The sequence below is a fragment of the Tianxiuia mixotrophica genome, from assembly GCF_050596425.1.
Lineage (GTDB): Bacteria > Bacillota > Clostridia > Peptostreptococcales > Acidaminobacteraceae.
Genome location: NZ_CP192292.1, coordinates 3,558,285 through 3,580,164, shown reverse-complemented (window position 1 = coordinate 3,580,164; position 21,880 = coordinate 3,558,285). Strand labels below are relative to the sequence as shown.

Annotated in this window: 16 protein-coding genes and 2 riboswitches; of the genes, 12 read left to right on the top strand and 4 right to left on the bottom strand. The window is 39.8% G+C overall.

The genetic code is table 11. The annotated features are described in order from the left end of the window. Window positions 1–136: 136 nt before the first annotated feature. Window positions 137–877, top strand: a complete 741-nt coding sequence (locus ACQ4KW_RS15860) for an NYN domain-containing protein (protein WP_430883443.1) — start codon at window positions 137–139, stop codon at window positions 875–877. A gap of 341 nt (window positions 878–1,218) precedes the next feature. After that, the gene (putP, locus tag ACQ4KW_RS15855; RefSeq protein ID WP_430886587.1) at window positions 1,219–2,706 is read left to right on the top strand and encodes a sodium/proline symporter PutP; all 1,488 of its coding nucleotides are present in this window, start codon (window positions 1,219–1,221) and stop codon (window positions 2,704–2,706) included. A 224-nt stretch (window positions 2,707–2,930) separates the two neighbouring features. Here the strand turns inward: putP and ACQ4KW_RS15850 are convergent, their stop codons facing one another. After that, window positions 2,931–4,256 carry a helix-turn-helix domain-containing protein gene (locus ACQ4KW_RS15850; protein ID WP_430883442.1) on the bottom strand — a complete coding sequence of 442 codons (1,326 nt, stop codon included), beginning with the start codon at window positions 4,254–4,256 and terminating at the stop codon, window positions 2,931–2,933. 423 nt (window positions 4,257–4,679) lie between these two features. On the opposite strand from ACQ4KW_RS15850, the gene ACQ4KW_RS15845 reads away from it, so the two are divergent. The 10 genes from ACQ4KW_RS15845 to phoU all read left to right on the top strand — a co-directional run bounded on the left by ACQ4KW_RS15845 (window position 4,680) and on the right by phoU (window position 18,285). Further along, window positions 4,680–5,741 (top strand): HD-GYP domain-containing protein, encoded by a 1,062-nt coding sequence (locus ACQ4KW_RS15845; protein ID WP_430883441.1) that lies wholly within the window; start codon window positions 4,680–4,682, stop codon window positions 5,739–5,741. Between the two features lie 361 nt (window positions 5,742–6,102). Next, entirely contained in the window at window positions 6,103–7,677 is a 1,575-nt protein-coding gene (locus ACQ4KW_RS15840; RefSeq protein WP_430883440.1) for a methyl-accepting chemotaxis protein, read from the top strand. Window positions 7,678–8,107: 430 nt separating this feature from the next. Further along, window positions 8,108–8,800: a response regulator gene (locus ACQ4KW_RS15835; RefSeq protein ID WP_430883439.1), complete on the top strand. Its 693-nt coding sequence runs from the start codon at window positions 8,108–8,110 to the stop codon at window positions 8,798–8,800. A gap of 43 nt (window positions 8,801–8,843) precedes the next feature. Then, window positions 8,844–10,565, top strand: a complete 1,722-nt coding sequence (pnpS, locus tag ACQ4KW_RS15830) for a two-component system histidine kinase PnpS (protein WP_430883438.1) — start codon at window positions 8,844–8,846, stop codon at window positions 10,563–10,565. A gap of 88 nt (window positions 10,566–10,653) precedes the next feature. Then, window positions 10,654–10,764: riboswitch (cyclic di-GMP riboswitch) on the top strand. A 9-nt stretch (window positions 10,765–10,773) separates the two neighbouring features. After that, window positions 10,774–10,901: riboswitch (cyclic di-GMP riboswitch) on the top strand. Window positions 10,902–11,178: 277 nt separating this feature from the next. Continuing rightward, window positions 11,179–12,204 (top strand): PstS family phosphate ABC transporter substrate-binding protein, encoded by a 1,026-nt coding sequence (locus ACQ4KW_RS15825; RefSeq protein WP_430883437.1) that lies wholly within the window; start codon window positions 11,179–11,181, stop codon window positions 12,202–12,204. Window positions 12,205–12,530: 326 nt separating this feature from the next. Then, window positions 12,531–13,436: a phosphate ABC transporter permease subunit PstC gene (gene pstC / locus ACQ4KW_RS15820; protein ID WP_430883436.1), complete on the top strand. Its 906-nt coding sequence runs from the start codon at window positions 12,531–12,533 to the stop codon at window positions 13,434–13,436. A gap of 38 nt (window positions 13,437–13,474) precedes the next feature. Next, window positions 13,475–14,380 (top strand): phosphate ABC transporter permease PstA, encoded by a 906-nt coding sequence (gene pstA / locus ACQ4KW_RS15815; protein WP_430883435.1) that lies wholly within the window; start codon window positions 13,475–13,477, stop codon window positions 14,378–14,380. 62 nt (window positions 14,381–14,442) lie between these two features. Continuing rightward, window positions 14,443–16,767: a methyl-accepting chemotaxis protein gene (locus ACQ4KW_RS15810; protein WP_430883434.1), complete on the top strand. Its 2,325-nt coding sequence runs from the start codon at window positions 14,443–14,445 to the stop codon at window positions 16,765–16,767. A gap of 94 nt (window positions 16,768–16,861) precedes the next feature. After that, entirely contained in the window at window positions 16,862–17,620 is a 759-nt protein-coding gene (gene pstB, locus ACQ4KW_RS15805; RefSeq protein WP_430883433.1) for a phosphate ABC transporter ATP-binding protein PstB, read from the top strand. 14 nt (window positions 17,621–17,634) lie between these two features. Continuing rightward, a complete protein-coding gene (gene phoU, locus ACQ4KW_RS15800; protein ID WP_430883432.1) occupies window positions 17,635–18,285 on the top strand; it encodes a phosphate signaling complex protein PhoU in 651 nt (216 codons plus the stop codon). Between the two features lie 206 nt (window positions 18,286–18,491). Here phoU and ACQ4KW_RS15795 read toward each other — a convergent pair whose 3' ends face one another. From ACQ4KW_RS15795 to ACQ4KW_RS15785, 3 genes are read right to left on the bottom strand one after another with little or no spacing between them, the layout of a single operon-like run. Beyond that, the gene (locus tag ACQ4KW_RS15795; protein ID WP_430883431.1) at window positions 18,492–19,712 is read right to left on the bottom strand and encodes an aspartate kinase; all 1,221 of its coding nucleotides are present in this window, start codon (window positions 19,710–19,712) and stop codon (window positions 18,492–18,494) included. Next, a complete protein-coding gene (gene thrB, locus ACQ4KW_RS15790) occupies window positions 19,709–20,614 on the bottom strand; it encodes a homoserine kinase (RefSeq protein WP_430883430.1) in 906 nt (301 codons plus the stop codon). The genes ACQ4KW_RS15795 and thrB overlap by 4 nt, the downstream gene beginning before the upstream one ends. A gap of 17 nt (window positions 20,615–20,631) precedes the next feature. Further along, the gene (locus ACQ4KW_RS15785) at window positions 20,632–21,870 is read right to left on the bottom strand and encodes a homoserine dehydrogenase (RefSeq protein ID WP_430883429.1); all 1,239 of its coding nucleotides are present in this window, start codon (window positions 21,868–21,870) and stop codon (window positions 20,632–20,634) included. Window positions 21,871–21,880 lie beyond the last annotated feature (10 nt).

The window sequence follows — 21,880 nt, the reverse complement described above, 5'->3', positions numbered from 1 at the left end:
ACAAGAGAATAAATAATTTATTAGAATAAATTTGTATAAGTTTTACGATCATCATGTGGATATTTCGGTTTTAAATTGCATATCGTTGTGGTAAAATTAGAGACGATGAAGACATACTGCGCATCTGAGGGGTGTAATGATGAAAGAAAATGAGACGATTCAAAAGAAGCTTGCGGTTCTAATAGATGCCGACAATGCTTCGCCCAAGATTATAGAAGGCTTGCTTGATGAGATTGCTAAATACGGTATAGCCAGTGTTAAGCGTGTTTATGGCGACTGGACAAGCCCAAACTTATTAGGATGGAAAGAGGCGCTTCTTGAAAATGCACTAAATCCAGTTCAGCAGTTTAGCTATACATCCGGGAAGAATTCAACAGACAGTGCTTTAATAATTGATGCAATGGATTTGCTTTACACAGAAAAACTTGATGGATTTTGTATAGTCTCAAGCGACTCAGATTTTACACGTCTTTGTTTGCGGCTTAGGGAATCGGGCATGTTGGTGTACGGATTCGGAGAAAGCAAAACGCCAAAGGCTTTTGTTGGTGCGTGCGACAGATTCATTTTTACAGAAATTTTAACACGGGATGAAAAAAATTATGCAAGATACCCGGTGACGATGAAACAGCTTCAAAGCGATAAAAAACTGGTATCTCTTCTAGTCAGTGCTGTTGAAGCATCAGCCAATGAGAATGGATGGTCCCATCTGGGCAGTGTTGGTCAAAACATAGCTAACAAGGCCCCTGATTTTGATCCACGTAATTTTGGTTATAAAAAATTATATGAGCTGATGAAAGCAACAAAATTATTTCAAATTGATGAAAGATCGAATGACAATTCACCTGCTAAGGCAGTATATGTAAGATTAAAAAAATAATATGTGAAACCTATTTAAATAGCTTAATTTTATTGAGCTATTTTTATTTTTTTGTACATTTTATTAACGGATTTTAACATATGTATTGACAATTTGAAATATCTTCGTTAAGATATAACGCGAGGTAATAATAGCTTTTGGGCAGAACTTAAGTATGCTCAAACGGACGTGTTAACTTTACAGGCAATGAGTGGGTTTTTAAATGAAGTTTTCATTTAAGAATTAAAAATGGTGGTACCGCGATGGCCTCGTCCTATTTTCGGATGGGGTATTTATATTTTTTGTGCTCACACGTTCAAGTTTAACTAGTATTCAAACAACACGAAGGAGACACATTTATGATTAGTGATCAAGTGGGTGTATTAATTGCATTTTTCATTTACCTTATGTCAATGCTATTAATCGGACTTATCTATTACAGAAAAACAGAGAATTTATCTGACTATGTTCTTGGCGGTAGAAGCCTGAATGGTTGGGTAACAGCTCTGAGTGCTCAAGCTTCAGATATGAGTGGCTGGCTATTGCTGGGCTTACCGGGGTATGCTTATCTTAGTGGCCTTGAAGCGGTCTGGATAGCACTGGGACTCGGTGTGGGAACATACTTAAACTGGCGATTTATCGCTAAGCGCCTTAGAAAGTATACAGAAGCCGCAGGAGACTCGTTAACACTCTCAGAGTATTTTCAAAATAGATTTCACGATAAGTCTAATGTGCTTAGGGTGGCTTCAGCCATTGTCATTCTAGTATTTTTTACAATATACACGTCGTCAGGGCTTGTGGCTGGCGGTAAACTTTTCAGCACAGTCTTTGGAATTCCATACACTGTGGCATTAACTGTAGGGGCCCTAGTGGTCATTTCCTACACTTTCTTAGGTGGATTTATGGCTGTGTGCTGGACAGATTTTTTCCAAGGGATTCTGATGTTATTGGCCCTTGTTATTGTTCCTTATAAGGCATTTGTTATTATAGGAGGGATGGATGGTCTGATTGACGGATTGAACGCTGTGAATCCGAATACCCTCGATTTAATGACATCAACGGCAGGAGAAATGCTCGGTGGCATATCTATAATATCCTTACTGGCTTGGGGTCTTGGATATTTTGGGCAACCCCATATTCTTTCAAGATTTATGGCCATTAGCTCTGCAGATGAAATTAAGAAGGCCAGACGTTTTGCTATGGTTTGGGTGGTCATTTCTTTATGTGCGGCCCTTATCATCGGACTTGTAGGCCGTGTTTATCTGGAAAGTGGACTTGCAGCCGGAGCAGAAGAAACTGTTTTCATGGTTATGGTAGGTGATCTATTCCCATCGCTTATTTCAGGATTTCTACTGGCGGCAATATTGGCTGCCATTATGAGTACAGCAGATTCACAGCTCCTTGTAACATCATCAGCACTTACGGAAGACATATATAGAATATTTAAAAAAGAAGCATCTGAAAAAGAACTTCTATTTATAAGCAGAACGTCAGTGATAGGCGTCGCTGTTGTCGCTTATATTTTTGCAATGAACCCAGAGAGTTCCGTCCTAGAGCTGGTGTCTTATGCTTGGGCTGGTTTTGGAGCTGGATTTGGTCCAGCTGTAATACTATCTCTTTTCTGGAAACGCATGAACAAAAATGGTGCATTGGCTGGCATAATTGTTGGAGGCTTGACTGTTCTTATTTGGAAACAATTATCGGGTGGCTTATTTGACCTCTATGAGATTGTACCCGGTATGATTCTTTCATTTGCTGCGATTTATGTTGTTAGCATGATGAGTGAAGCGCCTTCAAGAGCTGTCGAAGAACAATTTGAATCGGTGATGAACTCAGAACAAGCGGCGTAATATGCTAAGGCCTGTTTATTAAGCACTTAAAATAAGGCATATTATATAAGATTAGATTATAGATCAGTCGTTTGCAAAACGACAGATCTATGCCCACCTTATACCATAGATAGAATTCTTGATTCTTAAATACTTATATATGGTATAGTGAGGGTGCATGAATGATATTTTGCAAGTCACTCAGATAAAAAAATCCCTTCGCATGCGCGAAGGGATTTTCTTTTTTAATTGGAAATAGCAAGTGTCGCTAAATCGTGGGTAATACGCTTTGCAAAATCAAATTCCCTTGATTCGATAAGGTATTTGAGCGAATATGTCAGGATTGTTGCAAGCTTTCTTTGATTAGGGTCATCAAGTGACACAAGATCAATGTTTGAAAGTTTGTAGAAGGAAAGCCATCTAGCCAATCTATTTGTCTTATTAAATAGATCATAGGACTGTTCCAAAAGTTCCACAACATCAATATCTGACATGACATGTCTTTTAGACATAACAGATTCATATGTATTTAATGCTTCATTTTTCTTGTCAAGCTGAGTGTACATGTATGCCAGCTTCATTTCAAGATCGACTGGAGCAGAATGAAGTTGACCTATCTTTGTGTGCATTTCATTAAGAAGGGCATCAATTTTACTCTGGCTGTTTTCAAGGTCGTTATTATAGAGCAGGGTAATCATCGGAATTGTGCTTTCAATACCTTCACGCAGACAGTTTAAACGGTAAAAACCATTCGTAGCGTGGGTATAATACTGAATAGCATCCATAATTTCATTTTGTCTCTCATAGCAGTCAGCTTTGATGCTCACAGCTTGGTAGTATTCAGGGCCCAGATCATCTGTGAATCTGTCGATACAAACATCGATGTTTTTAATGGCCTTTTGATGATTTCCAAGTTTGCTATTGCTAATAGCACTTAGCATGTACAGATTGTACATTTCTTCACGATACGTCGTTGGGTCTTTTGAAATAGCAAGTTCACAAAAACGCACACCGATTTCTGGAGAGTTGAGTTTTTCAGAGCACTCAGAGATTTTAGAAGCCAATCGCGGGAGCGAATTGACATACTTTTCTACAGAATAGAGTTCAAATGCTTTCGTGTAGTAGAAAAGCTGGCGCAGTTTTTCATTTTTAAGTCCATAAATGTCACCGAATAAAGTGTAGACTTCAGCTTTTTTTATGGGAATGTCCCATGCATAAAGGAAGTCTTCAATTTCGTGAATCACATCATCAGATGGCGCATCATCAGCTTTGATATGACGACGAAGTTGGTTAATGTAACTGTCCGCTTTGATTTCAGCTTGAAAGTCAGGTTCATCCCCAAGAACTTCACTCAGATCAAGATCAATTTCCAGATTTCTTTCCTTGGCAAATCTGTTCAAATTGTCATAAATGAGTCGTGCATTTTCCGATGTAAGGCGAACCTTGTCATTTTCAATTGCACTGATCAAGTTTCTGGTGATTTTGCCACTCGTGATTTCGTACTGCTTGACACCAAGGTACTTACGTGTCATACGAATTCTTTGTCCAATAGTTAATCCTTTTGTTTGCATGCCGTTGTCCCCTTTCACACTGCCTAATTCCATGTTGGAACGCGTTCTTACGCAAGTTAGGGAGTTTATCTATTAATTAATAAATATCAATCAGCAACAACCACGACAACTCCGTCCCCCAACACAGGTGAAGCGATAGAAATTGATTGATATGCAACGGTTTTGGCAATATTGCCGAACCGTCAAGAATAAGTAGTTTAAAACAAGACAATTATAACATAGAACACGTTATAATGTAAATAATTTCAAATTAATGCAAAACTTCAGTTTAACTTATAACGAAATGGTAATTTTTTCATCGAATGGGAAGAAATTTTACATTTATTGCGATCTTATTAAGTGGATTCATAGGTCTTGTGAACAGGTTCTGTAATAATATGCTATAATGAGAAAGGTTAAGTACAAATTCAGGAGCGAATATTCATGAAAACGATCAGTGTTGACCTACTTGAAAAAGGCATGGTTATAAACCAAGATATATACGATTCTAACGGAGTTCTGATCATATCTGATGGAGCTGTCTTAAAAGATGCCCATGTGGAATATTTGAAATATGAATCAGGTATACTCGATGTGAAGATAAAAGAATACAGTAATATTGTCGCTGAGCAAAAGCCGAGCGCCTATAATGAGGCCCAGGTTAAATTCGAAACACAGTACAAGGGCTCAGTGGACAAATTTAAATCTATGTTTAAGTCTGCGACACTTGGAGGGAAAGTCCTCTATGCAGATGTGGAGCATGTTGTAGGCCCTTTACTCAGCGAAGTGGAAACGGGTGGAGACATTGCACAGAAAATATGGCAAATTCGTCAAAGTGATGAATACACATTTGAACATTCTGTCCAGGTCAGTCTTTACTCTGCTCTAATAGGCAGTTGGTTGGGTATGGAACCTGATGAGCTAAAAGATCTGGCTATAGCGGGTTTGCTTCATGACATAGGGAAATGTAATATCCCCGATGAAATTCTTAATAAGCCGGATGCCCTAACTGAGGCAGAGTTTAAAGTTATGCGTACTCATCCGACTCTGGGCTATGTTTTGCTTGCCAACACCAAGCAATTTAACGATGCCGTCTTATCAGGTGTCTTACAGCATCACGAAAGAAGTGATGGCAGCGGATATCCAAACAGCTTGAAAGGACCGCATATTCATCCTTATGCCAGAATTGTGGCTATTGCAGATATATATAGTGCAATGACATCTGACAGGGTCTATAGGGAGCGTGAGTGTCCCTTTATGGTTGCTGGTCAAATTCAAGAAAAGTCATTTGGATCTCTAGATCCTTTCTATAGTAAGGTTTTTGTGTCAAACATCGTTCAATATTTTGTCGGAAACCAGGTAGAACTAAACAATGGGTCGAGGGGCGAAATAATCTTTATTGAAAAAAATCACCCAATACGACCACTGGTGAAAACAGAGTCCGGCTTTATAAATCTAGTTAAAGACAATAGCTTGTATGTCACAGATGTTCTACATCAACTTTAGGACTTTGTCATGATTGGCTGAACCAAGATATTGACTTTTAAGGGCTTCACAAAGATTGCACTGGATATATATAAAGACCGATAGTGTCAATAGCATCCACAATTCGATAACAATTATAGGCACAGGGCTGTGTATTAAGATGGCTCTGTGTTTTTACTTTATAATGAAGAAAAAGGTTTAAAGTTATATTTGCTTTAAGTTTGTGAATTATCTCCAAAGGCTTTTGGGAGATTGCTGAGGAAGTTTAACATTTGAAATAGACAAGTGAAACGGACATGCGTTTATGTCGCTTAAAAATTTCATTTAGTCATATGCGATATGAATAAAGTCCAACAATAATAAGTAGCAGGGGGATCAGTTTATGAAGCAAGGGAAAGTGTTTTTTTACTTATTTACAGCAATACTTGTCACAACGGGGATTGCAATAGGCGTTGATCATCTGGTTGATAGTTGGTGGGGGGCTGTCATTTGTGGTGTCGTATTGTCCTTATTACTAGCCCATTTGATAAGCCAAAAAATCATGAGTGGCGTTCATCATGTTGAAGAGATCGTGGAGCAAGTCAACAATAATGATTTGACAATCGAGGTCTCTAAGATTGACTCGCTTGTTATGAACAAGGTTCTTAGCAGACTCGATGAAATGGTGGTTGGTTTAAAAGAAAACTTCAAGGATCAAATTGGAGTATCGACTCAAATCACAGAAATCAGTGACAGCCTTAAAGGCATTGTGGACCAGTTTAATACGGCTATGGAGGGCATCTCCAACTCAACGGATGCAACAAGTCAAAATTCAGACAAACAATTTGAAATGCTTCAAAGTTCTAGAGCCGAACTCGAAAGAATTGTATCAGAGCTGACAAAGATGGAATCAGATATGCATGAAACATACACATATTCAACGGATACCATCCAGGCCACAAAGGGGAGTATTGAATCAACAGGAACCATCCTCGATATAATGAAGCAGGTCCGAGAACTCATTCAAAGTATTTCTGTTAAGGTGGAAGACCTCTATAATCGATCAGATGAAGTCATGGAACTAAATGGCCTTGTCACATCCATTGCAGAACAAACGAACCTGCTTGCCCTGAATGCCTCTATTGAAGCCGCAAGAGCAGGGGAACATGGCAGAGGCTTTGCCATAGTTGCAACAGAAATCTCTAAACTATCCAGTGAAACAAATCAAGCTTCTACAAAAATAAGCGATACCATTGAAACGCTAAAAAATGGACTAGAAGAAATAAAAGATTCAGTCGAAGCAGACAGAGAGTATATAGAAGAGGGGTATGGAACAGTAGAAAAGACCATTGAGGACTTCACTGACATCCAGAAATCCCTTGAAACAAGTAAAAATTATATTGAAGGTATGAACACAGCTATTCAGACAGTGACCAACGATGGTCGAAGTGTTGCTGAACAGATTGTTGAAGTGACTCGCTTTTCAGAAGAAATCACATCAAGAATGCAGGAAGCCGCTTCTCAAATTATGGTTCAAAGCAGCGAGACAGAAAATCTTGCTGAACTAACAAACAGTTTGAATCAAAATGCTGACGAGCTCCTTCAGTTTGTTGCCAACAAGGTTATGCGTGGAAAAATGTTGCGTGATGTCAAGGGCATTGAAGAAACTCTTTATGCTCAGAAGCTTTCAAACGAAAGATTAGATGAACTTTGCAGGACATTTAATGTAGATGTGATTTATGTGACAACACAAGAGGGCGCTGTGGAGTACTGTAGTGAAAGAGAAACGATAGGTTTGAACCTATATGAGATTGACCCATCTTATGGCCCTCTGAAAAATGGACAAGTTGACTATATAACCACACCAGTGAAAAATAGGGTTGAAGATGGACGGCTGTTTAAGTTCTTAGCTATACTGGGCAGGGACAAGCGGTGTTATCAGGTAGGCCTTTCTGTTGAAAAAATTAAAAACTTTTAGTCAAATACACCAATATGATGGGGATGCCTTGTGCATCCCTATTTCTATAGAAAAAAGAGCACAGTTGCCTAGTGTGAAAATGCTTACTTGCAGTGCTAATGTTATATTGCTGAGTAATATGAGCCAGCTCTAAAATTTTATTTAAATCCAAATGGCGTGTGGTGGTGAAGACTCTTGAATGATATTTTCCAAGTCGCTCTATTGGCAAAGATCCGATTAAAAAAGACCCAATAAGCCAAATATAAAATGTATATAATATGATTTAATTTGAAATGCTTCACCTCTAATATAAAGGAATCCAGAGGGACGGGGCGAATAAGAATAAGAGGTTAATCCATTTATTTAACAGAATTAATACGGACTTAACAATGGTGCTTTATAATGGATAAGAAAGATTCAACCGGGGATATTAATCATAAGGAGGTTAATCATGTCTCAGCCACATGTACTCATAATTGAGGACGAAGAGCATATTGTCGAACTCATAAAATTTAATTTAGAAAGCAACGGATACAAGGTATCATACGCATTTAACGGACGAGATGGTATTAAACGTGTTGAAATGGAAAAGCCGGATCTGGTTCTGCTGGATCTTATGCTTCCAGAAATTGATGGCATTGATGTTTGCAATAGAATTAAAAACAATCGTGAACTCAAGCAAATACCCATTATTATGCTAACAGCTAAAAGCAGTGAGACTGACAAGATTATTGGCCTTGAAATTGGTGCTGATGATTACATGACAAAACCCTTTAGCATTCGTGAGCTCCTCACGAGAATTAAAGTGATTCTGAGGCGCTACCAAAACACACAGCCCTTTAAAGATACGGGTAAAATTGTCGTAGAGGATCTGACCATTGACATTGATAAGCACGAAGTGACGCGTGGTGATGTGATCTTTCAACTCACACTTAAAGAGTTTGAACTTTTAAAGATTCTTGCTGAAAATCGAGGCAAGGTTCTATCACGTAATTTTCTTCTAGATGAAATTTGGGGGTATGACTATTTTGGCGAAACCCGTACTGTGGATGTCCACATACGTCATCTCAGAAGCAAAATCGAAAGTGATAGCGACTATAAGTACATTGAAACCGTACGTGGCGTTGGCTACAAGGTGAAGTAGAGATTATTATGAGAAAAAAATAAACGCACTCGTAATCAGCCTGATGATCATTGGTATATTGGCAACAGGCCTACTTGCCCACGCTCTGCTTCAAAGAGATTTTCTGAATAGTGTTGAAAACAGGCTTCTTAGTAATGCCTACTTGATACGAGGGTTTTTACTGGATGATGTCCATGACATTGATGACATACGCCGGGTGGTGGCCCGTGAGTCAGATAATTTTAAAGCCCGTGTCACAGTGATTGATTCCAATGGGGTTGTGGTCGTCGATTCTGAAGCCAATTTGCATGAACTGGACAACCATGGCAATAGACCAGAAGTGATAATGGCCGTTGATGGCCTTGTCGGTGTCAGTCAAAGATATTCAAAATCTATAAATATGGATTTGTACTATGTGGCCATCCCATATGATCTGAAGTCAGGGGGACGGTATGTCATTAGACTCTCTGTGCCACTTACAGAAATTTCAACGTTTAACTACCATCTATTTAGAACCATACTGTTATCAGCAGCCTTTGGCCTTGTTGTGGCCATGCTTCTGGGCGTAAGATTCTTAAAAGTGATAATCAACCCCATTCAGGATATGTCGCGAGCCAGTAAGGAAATTGCTAACGGCAAATTTGGAAGAAGTATAATATATGATTCTGATGATGAACTGGGGGAACTGGCTGAGAATTTTAATAAGATGAGTGAAGAGCTTGGAAATAAAATTATGGAAATCAAAGACCAAAACATTAAAAACAGTGCAATACTATCAAGTATGATCAACGGTGTTATTGCCGTTGACAATCAAAAGCACGTCATGTTTATTAATCCAGCGGCAGAACTGCTCTTTGGTTTTCGTGAAGATGAGATCAAAGGCAGACATATTTTAGAAGCTTTTCGAAACAATCAGCTTGATGAGCAAATTCAAGCTCTTATTGATGACAATGTTCAGTCTGCCATTGAAATAGAAATGCATAGACCAGAACATAGAATACTTAATATGTACTCCAATCCTATTGTAAGCTCCCAAAGGGCCAATGAAAGAATTGGTGTTGTCATCATCATTGCAGATGTCACAGACATGCGCAAGCTGGAGTTTATGCGTAAGGATTTTGTTGCAAATGTGTCTCACGAGTTGAAGACGCCCCTGACATCGATTCGCGGTTTTGTGGAAACGTTAAAAAATGGAGCCGTAGACAATGTGGCAGTTAGAGACAAGTTTCTTGATATTATTGATATGGAAACAGGCAGACTTTCAACTTTGATTGAAGACCTTCTTGTGCTTTCAGATATTGAAAAACGAAGCAACATGATCGAGAAATCACAAATAGACGTATGCAAGGCCGCAGAAGAAGTGGTCCACATGCTCCAAGAGATTGGAAAGAAAAAAAATGTCGCCATAAATCTTAACTGTGACAAGGTGAATACAGAGCTGTTCGGAAACTCTGGATGGTTCAAGCAAATGCTGATTAATCTCATTGACAACGGCATTAAGTACACACCGAATGATGGCAGTGTTTGGGTGAACATGTCTCAGACGGGGGATGATCTTCTCATCTCCATAAAAGATAATGGCATTGGCATACCAGAAGAGCATATTGACAGGTTGTTTGAACGTTTCTACCGTGTTGATAAAGCCCGATCTAGAAATGTAGGGGGAACGGGACTTGGACTCGCTATTGTTAAACATGTTGTTCTGTCTTTTGGTGGACATATTGATGTGAGATCTGAGTATGGTAAGGGTACAGAATTCATTGTAAGAATACCTTTTGAAGTCTAGAATAGGACGGATGGGTCAGTAAGGTGAGTTTTTAAGAAAAAGGTAAATAAATTACCATTCTGTGTTTAAGTTGGACTAAAAGTGGTATATATATAGAAAGCAAAGTTGATGAAAATCAACGACGCAAAGCCCTTGATCTAAACAGTTTAATTGATGATTAAATATCATCCTTGAACTGCAAGGTTGACAGGCTGCCAAACAAACTTTTCGGTTCAAAGAGCAAAACCAACGAAAATTGGTGGCGCAAAACTATAAGGGTCTAAACGATATGATGGAAGATGTAATTTAACAAGGTCCAAAAACTTTGTACATCATACGCAGGATAGCCAGTTACCGAGAAAAGTTTTTTTGATGCATATATGGCTCTGAATCTATGGATTCAGGGTCTTTTTTGTGGTGTTAACAAACTTTACAGAGTGATTATTCAGGTTCCGTATACTGGCTGACGACTTAACATTCCCTTTACATAAGCTTTACTATGTCTAAACACATGGGGATAAATGGCTTGCTATAATGACTTTGGCAGTAACAACTGAGCAAAGCATTTTGCAGGACTTCAACAGGAAATGCGAGAGCTTCTCAAATTAGACAAAACTTTGGAAGGGGATTTCAAATGAGAACTTTAACTTCGAAATTTATGATCTTTGGACTAATTCTAGTCCTAGCAATGGGTGCACTTGCAGGTTGTGCAGGAGGCGCTGAGGAAGCAGAATCGGCAGGAGCTCCAGCAGAAACAACAGAAGGCACAACAGGAGAAGTACAAGAGGCAACAACACTTGAAGGCGCAGTTATCGTAGACGGTTCTGGTACTGTTTACCCACTTATGGCACATATAGCTGAAGAGTATATGGTTAATGAACAACCAGATGTATCTGTACAGGTTGGTCGTGCAGGTTCATCAGCAGGTTTCAAAAAATTCATTCCTGGCGAAACGGATTTCTCTGACGCATCTCGAAAGATCAAAGACAAGGAAGTTGCACAGTTAGAAGAAAAAGGTATGAAACTTGGCGAAGACGTCTATGAATTTGTTCTAGCATATGATGGCCTTACAATGGTTATCAACAAAGACAACACTTGGGCAACGGAAATGACTCGCGAAGAAATCGTGAACATGTACCTTGCATCAGGCAACGTTTCAAAATGGTCTGACATCCGTCCAGACTGGCCAGCAGAAGAAATCAAGTTCTACGGTCCAAATGAAAACCACGGTACTTATGAATTCTTCTACGAAAAAATTCTTGACGAACAAGATATGGTTGAATCAGCGAACCTACAGCAGGAATACTCAACTCTAGTTGATCTCGTGTCATCAGACAAAAATGCAATTGCATTCTTTGGATTTGGCTACTATGTTTCAAATACGGACAAGCTTCAAGCGGTACACGTTGATTTTGGAAACGGTCCAGTTGAACCAAAACTTGAAACGATCGGCACTGACCTAGACTACTCAGGTTTCACAAGACCAGTGTTCACGTACCTAAATGTAAACTACGCAATGGAAAAACCACAAGTTCTAGATTTTGCAAAGTATGTTGTTTCAAACCAAGGCGCTAAGAGACTAGCTGGTGAAAATGGATTTGCTCCGCTTCCTGACACTATGTATGAAGAATATCAAAAGCAACTAGACGCTCTAAAATAATAAGTGCGTAGAATGATCAACATTAAAAAATAGGAATATATCAGAGACAGGGGGCAAGCGCTCCTTGTCTCATGTACTTTGAAAGATAATGCTACAAAATTGTAAAAAAAGCAATAAATTGAAATACACATCAAAATATAAATTCTATTGGATGAAGATAATAGTTTGATGAAGGCAAAATGGATTATTGGATGAAAGACAAAACTTTGAGCGGACGGTGAATCATTACGGGATTTAGTCGTCCATTATTTAAGACTATTGGATAGAATCAAATTGTTAGACAAATGAATAATCTGAAATAAATTACGGTGAATGGAGTTAATATTATGACTGAGTTAAATATTAGCAAAAGAAAAAAAATAATTGATATAGAGAATATTATCCCAACGATTCTTTTTATCATTGCATCAGTTTCAGTTTTGACCTCCATTGGAATTGTGATCACGCTTGTTGTTGATGCCTCTCATTTCTTTGCAGAAGTGCCACTAAGTGAAGTCTTCAGTACAGAGCTTGAGCCTCTAAGAGCAAAAAATCCAAGCTTTGGCTTTCTACCACTTATTATGGGCACGATTGTCACATCGGTGATAGCAATGCTGGTAGCAGCGCCTCTTGGACTTGCTTCAGCAATGTTTTTAAGTGAGTTTATGACACCAAAGAAAAGAAGAATCATCAAGCCAATTATTGAAGTGTTAGCTGGCATACCGACCATCGTTTATGGTTTCTTTGCCTATAACACAGTCACACCAATTCTAATGAAGCTTATTCCAAGCATAGGGTCAAAAAATGCACTATCGCCTGGGATTGTTATGGGGATCATGATCATCCCAATTGTGACGTCTCTATCAGAAGACGCCATGAGTGCTGTGCCAGATTCAATTCGTCAAGGGGCATATGGACTTGGTTCGACAAAGCTAGAAGTCGCATCAAAGGTTATATTACCCGCAGCTATTTCTGGTATAGTGGCTGCTTTTGTACTGGCTATATCCAGAGCCATTGGGGAGACAATGATCGTTACCATTGCCAGTGGCAGTATGAAAAACTTCACACTGGATGTCACAATGCCAATGCAGACGATGACAGCTTATATTGTTGAATTTACGAGTGGTGATGCCGGAAGTGGTACAGTAGGATATTACAGTTTATATGCTGTTGGACTCATACTGTTTATTTTCACGCTGGTGACAAATCTATTTGCAAAATACATCACCAAAAAATATAGAAGGGAGTATTAAGGATGGAGAACACTTCAAATACTCTTAAAAGTGACTATATGAAAAACATGGATATTTCAAAAAAATTTATTGATCCTGATATGGCAGTCAAACGAATAAAAAAGCGTAGACTGCACAACAAAATGGCCCAGGGTGTTTTTTCAATAATTATTCTCTTTATAATGTTCATTTTAGGCCTGCTCTTGTATGAAACAATTTCAACAAGTATCGGTTGGCTGGATTGGGGCTTCTTAACAGGTCGTCTTTCTATTAATCCTGTTCGGGCTGGTATTAAAAGCGTTATTATCGGAACGGGTATGCTTATGGTTGTTGTTGCTCCAGTTACATTGATTATAGGTGTGGCAACGGCAATTTACCTAGAGGAGTACTCAAAAAAAGGAATACTTCACGGACTCATCAGTGTCAATATATCCAACCTTGCTGGTGTGCCATCTGTTATATTTGGTCTTCTTGGACTGACAGTCTTTGGCCGCATGTTCGGGTTAGGCTCCAGCATACTTGCAGGTGGATTAACGCTCTCTTTGCTCGTCCTGCCCAATGTCGTGGTAGCCAGCCAAGAAGCCATTAAAGCGGTTCCGAATTACTTGAGGGAAGCCTCATACGGCCTAGGTGCAACAAAGTGGACAACGGTGCGAAAAGTCGTATTGCCATCAGCAATTCCTGGCATAATGACAGGGTCAATCCTTGCCTTATCAAGAGCTATTGGTGAAACAGCACCACTGGTTGTACTAGGAATACCAACGCTTATTCTAAAAACACCTGAAAGTTTTATGGATGATTTTACGGCACTGCCAATTCAGATTTATTACTGGACACTCGATACTGTACTTACAGCTGAGTATGCCAATTTAGCTGCAGCAACCATCGTGGTTCTATTATCAGTTCTGTTCCTTTTGAATTCAGCTGCCATTATAATACGCAATAAGTTCCAAAGAAGATTTTAAACTCTAGGGTCAGTGAGCCCAAGAGAGACCTCTTGTATTTGTTGTAAGTTGGAGGATAAGCCGTGGAAATATCGAGCAAGCTTAAGAAGAAAAGACGTCATTTGTTTCAGAGTCTAAAAGAAAACATATCTATGAAAAAGAAAGTCCAAAATGACAAGAAGACAGTAGAATTCAATGAAAAGCATTTGAGCTTGAACGAAAACACTGATACAAGGATTCTTAAACCTTCACTGCTTAATAAATCAAATAGTTTGCTTAGGGGGCAACTCAAAAATAATAAGGGGCTTATAGACCTTCGCTTTAGCAATTTGAAGCTAAGAACCAAGCTCGTTCTTATGGCCGTAGCAGTCAGCCTCATTCCCATTGCTTTTTTAACGGTCTATAACACTTCAAATTCAGTGAGCATTATAGAAGATGGGGTGTACTCAAAAAATCAACTTTACTTAAGCATGACTCATGACCGTATTAATGAGTACTTTAAATCCCGTGAAGTTGATGCCAATATATTGACAACATCGAGCAATGTGAGTCGTGGCATTGAAAGGCTAAACACTTTTGATGCAGATCCGAGTGAACTCAGGCAGATCGAAAAAGATTTTGAAGATATTTTAATGGAACCTGTCGAGGCGTATGGTTTTACAGACATTTTCCTAACCAACAAATACAAAGAAGTTGTATACAGTTTAAATTATAATACCCTGGATCTATCTCCCTTGGTCTTTTCCGATGACTTTGTCGACAAGGCCATGACAGGAGAGCAGAACTGGTCGAATTTATTTCGCAACGCTTTTATTGATGACAATATTCTTGTCCTCTCAACGCCTATATATTCTTATGAGACAAAAAGCAAGACCCAGGTCATTGGAACATTGAATATGGTTCTTAACCAAAATGCCTTAAATGAACTTGTTCACAAGGGTATAGCTGAGGTTTCTGAAGATGGAGATACCTATTTAGTCAATGGTGAGGGTCTACTCATGACCAATACTATATTGCCGCCGCTGAATCAAAAGGCGGCCTTGGTGGAAACCATAGATACAGAGGCCACTAATAAATTACAAGGGCCTGTGGCTGAGGGAGAGACTGACTTTAATGAGACCATTGAATATGAAAACTACAGTGGTCAAAAGGTTTTAGGCACTCTAACGGTGACAAGGGTAGGAGACACCTATGCAGGTCTTGTAACGGAGGTTAAGCGAAAAGAAGCCTTCCAAGTGGTTGAAGGTTTTAGACAGACCACTGCTGTGATAGCCATTTTAGTAATGGCAGGGGCTATGGGTCTAGCTGTTATTATTTCCCTGTCCATAAGCAATCCAATCAAAAGAATTATTAACGTTGTCCACAGGATTTCAAACTATGAACTAAATGTTCATGATAAAAGTTTGAGGGATGAAAATAGAAAAGATGAAATTGGTGATTTGGAAAGAGCCATCTTAAATATTGCAGACAACTTGGTCTTACTGCTCAAAGAAGTAGATGCCTCTGCGGAAGAGGTGGTCAGTGCGTCAGCGGTTCTGCATAAAAATGCCCTTCAATCCCTAGAGATGTCAACAAATGTGGAAGAATCTGTACAAGAGATTGCTCAGGGTAGTGAGGAACAGGCCTCCAGCACGGAAGTGGCTCTTGAAAACACATCAGATTTAAATAGGGTGCTTGCAACCAATCAAAGAGAACTCAAGTCCGTTATTGACTATATGTCTGATGTGGATAAAATCATTAACTCTGGTCTTGAAATTGTCAACACACTGGAAAAAGCGAATGAGCAAACCCTTGAGACCAATGATGAACTCCATGAGGGGATTGTAAAATCCCATGAGAGCTTTAAGCGCATTGAAAATGTGACACACCTTATACTGGACATTGCTGAAAAGACAAACCTCCTGTCTCTCAATGCGTCGATAGAAGCGGCACGTGCGGGAGAACACGGTCTTGGATTTGCAGTGGTATCAGACGAAATAAGGAAACTGGCACATCAATCTCGGGATTATAGCAATGATATCAATGAGATCATTGAACAGATGAGACGGGACAATAAAAATGTAGAAGAGGGTATAGACAAGCTTGTGGATGTGTCCAAAGTTCAAATGGAGAGTGTTCACAACACCAAAGATAAATACCTAGAAATCAGTGGAGCCATGAAGCAGACAAATGAACTTATTTATATGCTTGATGCCTACCAGAAAAATATTGATGGAATGAGAAAAAAGGTGGAAGATGAGATTGTGTCTCTTTCGGCAGTTAGCACACAAAATGCAAATGCTTCCTCAACCGTGTCTCAAACCATTGAAGCACAAACTCAAATAGCCAAAGCACTCACACGTTCCAGTGAAAACTTAGATGAACTGTCATCTAAGCTAAAGAGTGAAGTGGGTAAGTTTAAATATTAATATTGTTATGAAGATGCCTGCAAATTCACAGGTGCAAGAATGAATGGATTGGCAAACTTCTTTATAAGCATCAGTAAATTATTGAGGTGAAATTATGAATTCAACACCAAAATTCAGTATAAAAGATTTAGATTTTTATTATGATAATTTTCATGCACTAAAAGATATAAACATGGACATTAAAGCCAATGGCATCACGGCCTTAATTGGACCGTCTGGATGTGGTAAATCAACATTTTTAAAAACCTTAAACCGTATGAATGACCTTATTGAAGGCACTAAAATCGACGGTGAAGTCAAGCTGGATGGCATTGATATTTATAATAATGTAGATGTCATTAACCTTAGAAGACGGGTGGGCATGGTTTTCCAAAAACCTAATCCATTCCCAATGAGTATTTATGACAATGTGGCCTATGGTCCAAGAGCCCATGGTATCAGGAAAAAGGCTGATCTTGACGAAATTGTTGAAAGAAGTTTAAGACAGGCTGCTATTTGGGATGAAGTGAAAGACCGACTTAAGAACAATGCTCTGGGGATGTCCGGGGGTCAGCAGCAACGACTGTGTATTGCAAGAGCGCTTGCAGTGGAACCTGAAGTCCTTCTCATGGATGAACCGACATCGGCCCTTGACCCAATTGCCACTCTAAAAATTGAAGAATTAGCCGCACAGCTTAAAGAAGACTATACGATTGTTATAGTGACACACTCTATGCAGCAGGCGGGGCGTATTTCTGATGACACAGCATTTTTCCTAATGGGTGAATTGGTCGAATTCGATCAGACCTCGAAACTTTTTAGCAATCCTGTGAATCAGAAAACAGAGGACTATATCACTGGTAGATTCGGTTAATTAGGAGGGACGTTATGCGAGAACAACTCGATTATAATATAAAAGAACTTGACGCACTGCTGCTCAAAATGAGTTCCCAGGTGGAAGAAATTATTGAACTGTCTATAAAGGCACTCATGGAACAGGATCTTGATTTGGCCAACCGCATTATCAGACTTGACAATAAAATTGATAATATGGAGATTAGTATAGAAAAGAAAAGTTTGGAGCTAATTGCCCTTCAAAATCCAATTGCAGGTGACCTTAGACGCGTGAGTGCAATCCTTAAGATTATTACAGATCTTGAGCGGATTGGAGACCACTGTGTAAATATTGCTAAAGTTGTTATTGATATAGGAAAGAAGCCATTTATCAAACCACTGATCGATATTCCTAAAATGGCTGAAATCGTTAGGAAAATGGTCAATGAAAGCATTGACAGTTTTGTTCAGGCCAACTCTCAACTGGCCATTGAAGTGGCAAAGCGAGATGATGAAGTGGACGCCTTATATGAAACGATCTACTTAGACCTCTTAGAGTTTATGAGAAAAGATGATGTGGAGGAAGTGGATCAGATTGTGAACCTCCTTTTTATCGGACGGTATCTTGAACGCATTGCTGACCATACAACAAACATTTGCGAAAGAATTATATATATGTCCACAGGGGAAAGAATGAATTTTTAGCAGTCCCTCATACAAGTAATAATCTGCGACACAAAACTGCTTACAAGTAGACATTTGTCTAATAATCCAATAGATTTGCCGTAAAGAAAAAACGCTCATCAAAACTGATGAGCGTTTTTTCATGCATTTGAGAGAGAGTATGCCCATGAATGGGCTTAAAAGGATCAATCTGACCAATTCAGATTGTATAATCCTTGAGTGACATTTTAAAGCCCAAGACCCAGGTCAAAGGCATTGTGCAGACTTGCTACGGCTAAATCACTTGAAGCTGCATCGATAATACATGAAATCTTAATTTCGGAAGTTGAGATCATTTCAATATTGATGCCCAACTCAGAAAGGGTTCCAAAGAGAAGAGAAGCCACCTCTGCGTTCCCGGTTATGCCTGTGCCAACAATAGAAACCTTGCTGACGTCTCTTTTAATAATGACTTCACCACCGCCAACTTTTTCAGAAAATGAAGTGGCGATACTGGTCGCATCAGCCAAGTCATCAGTGGGCACGGTGAAGGAAATATCATTGTGCTCGTCGTGGTTTAAGTTTTGAATAATCATATCAAGATGAATATTTTGCTTGGCCAATTGACTAAAGAGTTGAAAGGCAACGCCGGGTGTGTCGGGAACCTTAGAAACTGAAATTCTTGCTATATCGGGATCGGCTGTCACACCTCGAACTTGTACTTTTTCCAACTTTGACACCTCCACAATTCGTGTACCTTCATTGTTGTTAAAACTGGATCTGACCACGAGGGGAACGCTGTATTTTCTAGCCAGCTCCACCGAACGTGGGTGGAGGACCTTTGCCCCAAGTTTCGCCAGTTCAAGCATTTCATCATAGCTAATTTCCTTTAATTGACGTGCACTGTCTACTTTACGAGGGTCTGTTGTGAAAACCCCATCAACATCAGTATAAATTTCGCACTTTTCGGCCTTGACTGCGGCAGCCAGTGCCACGGCTGTTGTATCTGATCCACCACGACCGAGGGTTGTGATGTCCCCTAACTGTGTTATCCCTTGAAATCCAGCGACGATAACAATGTGGTTTCTTTCAAACTCCTCAATGATACGGCTGGTTTCAATGGATTCAATCCGAGCTTTTTTATGGTGGGCATCTGTCTTAATGCCACACTGGGCACCGGTAAGAGAAATTGCCTTTTCCCCAAGTTGGTCAATAGCCATGGCCAGTAAAGAAATAGAAACCTGTTCACCTGTGGAAAGAAGCATGTCCATTTCCCGTGCCGAGGGATTGGGGTTGAGCGTTGTAGCCATATCAACAAGATGGTCTGTTGTCTTTCCCATGGCACTGACCACGACAATGACCTGGTGGCCACCGCGTTTGTGGTCGACAACCCGCCTTGCTACATTCTGAATACGTTCAATGTCTCCCATTGACGTACCACCATATTTTTGTACTATGACACCTTTCATGAGATCACCTCAACTGTTGCGCCTTGCCTACAAACATTCAGGTCAAGCAGGGTCCACTTGCTTGTAAGTTGGCTGAGCATTTCTTCTAGTTTTTTCTTAAAGGTTATATCGGACTTATCATAGAGGGCGATGAGTGTGGGTCCAGCTCCACTTATAAACTCTCCAGTCGCGCCTAGTTCTCTTGATTTATCAAGTATATGTCTTCCATCCTTGATCAAGCTGATTCTATAGGGCTGATGGATTTTATCATTAAGGGCCTCTCTTAAACCTTCAATAGACCCCGCGTTGAATGAAGCAACTAAATATGCAGTCCTTGAAAGATTGTGAATACAATCTGCTTTAGAGTAGGTTTTGGGCAGGGCCTCACGAGCCAACTTTGTGCTGAGTTCAAAATCGGGTACCATCACTGCGAATGCCAATTGAGAAGGCACTGGGACCTGTGTTGTAAACACCTTGCCCTCAGACTGAAAAGAAACGCTCATTCCGCCGAGAATAGCAGGCACAACGTTGTCGGGATGCCCTTCGAGTTCTGTGGCCCAGTCAATAATATCCCTTTGGGTCATCTTTTTGCCAGAAAGTTCATTGGCGGCCATTATACCAGCCACGATGGCAGAAGCACTGCTGCCAAGCCCACGAGAAACGGGAATCTTGCAGTCGCGCATATTGAGTTCAAACCCTTGTGTTTCCATATTGAGTTTCTTGAGTGTTGTTGTTAGGGAAACAAGTATAAGATTTTTCTCATCAGACAGGGGCGTCATGGACCTATCTGTCCAGACCACCCGCTGAATATTAGACTCGAGTGGTTTTACATCCACGCTTAAAAAAAGGTTGAGGGCCAGGCCCATGGCGTCAAAGCCTGGTCCAATATTTGCAGATGTTGCGGGAACTGTAATGCGAAACATATGCGCCTCCATTAATACTATCTATAGACTAAAAAATACTTTACGTGATCAATATTGTCTGCCTGCTCTAAATCAGAAAGCTTGGCAAGGAGCATGGATTCGTTGTCTGAATGGACAACGGCATGAATCTGATGATCGTTCTCTGACGTTTGAATACGGAGTTCACTGCCTGCGAACTGATCAAGAAGTTGTCTGATCATGGTGTTCTTATCTTGTCCCACCAGGCGGATAACCCATTTGGATGCCTTGGGCCATAATTTATGAATGGTTGCATCCTTTCTGAGTTCGATGTATGATTTTTCTTTTTTGTTTTGTATGATGTCAAGAATGTCACCAAAAACTGCGCTTGCTGTTGGAAGTTTGCCGGCTCCCTTACCAACGAACATGACTTCGCCCACAGAGTCCCCAGTTAGAATGACTGCGTTAAACTCATTATCGATGAGAGCGATTGGGTCAGAATTGCTTACCACAACAGGACGAACGGCAGCGTAAAGCTCGTTGTTGATGTATTCGCTATAAGCGAGAAGCTTAATTTTTGAATCCATTGTCTTAACACATTCAATGTCGTCGCTGTCAATGTCAGTGATGCCAACTGTCGGCATATCTGACCATTTAAATTCCTGTCCATAGGCTAGGGAAGAAAGAATGGCCAGTTTTCGTACTGCATCAAAACCCTGTACATCCGATGTGGGATCAGCTTCTGCAAAGCCAACATCTTGTGCAATTTTTAGAGCGTCTTCATAACTCATATTTTCGTTATACATCTTTGACAAGATGAAGTTGGTTGTACCATTGATAACGGCTGTAATGGAGTCAATGCTATTGCCACCCAGACATTCCTGTAAAGGTTTAAGCACTGGGATTCCCCCGCCGACGCTGGCTTCGAAAAGAAGAGCAACATCCTTTTGAGCGGCCAGGTTTTGAAGTTCTTGACCGTACTCAGCAATTAAATCTTTGTTTGCTGTGACAACATGAATACCATTTTCAATGCATTTCTTGATGTAGTCATAAGCGGGATGTAGTCCACCCATAACCTCAACAACAATGTCAGGTTCAGATTCTAGAATGCTATCAAAATCTGTTTTGAACTTGTCCAAATGGATCAAGTCTTTGTATTTTTCAACATTTCTTACGAGTATATCCTCAATGGATATATCCACTTTAAATTTATCTTTAACACTGTCGATATTTTTGGCTACGACTTCGTATACTCCGGAACCAACAGTGCCGTATCCTAGTAATGCTATACGTTTCAATTGACACACC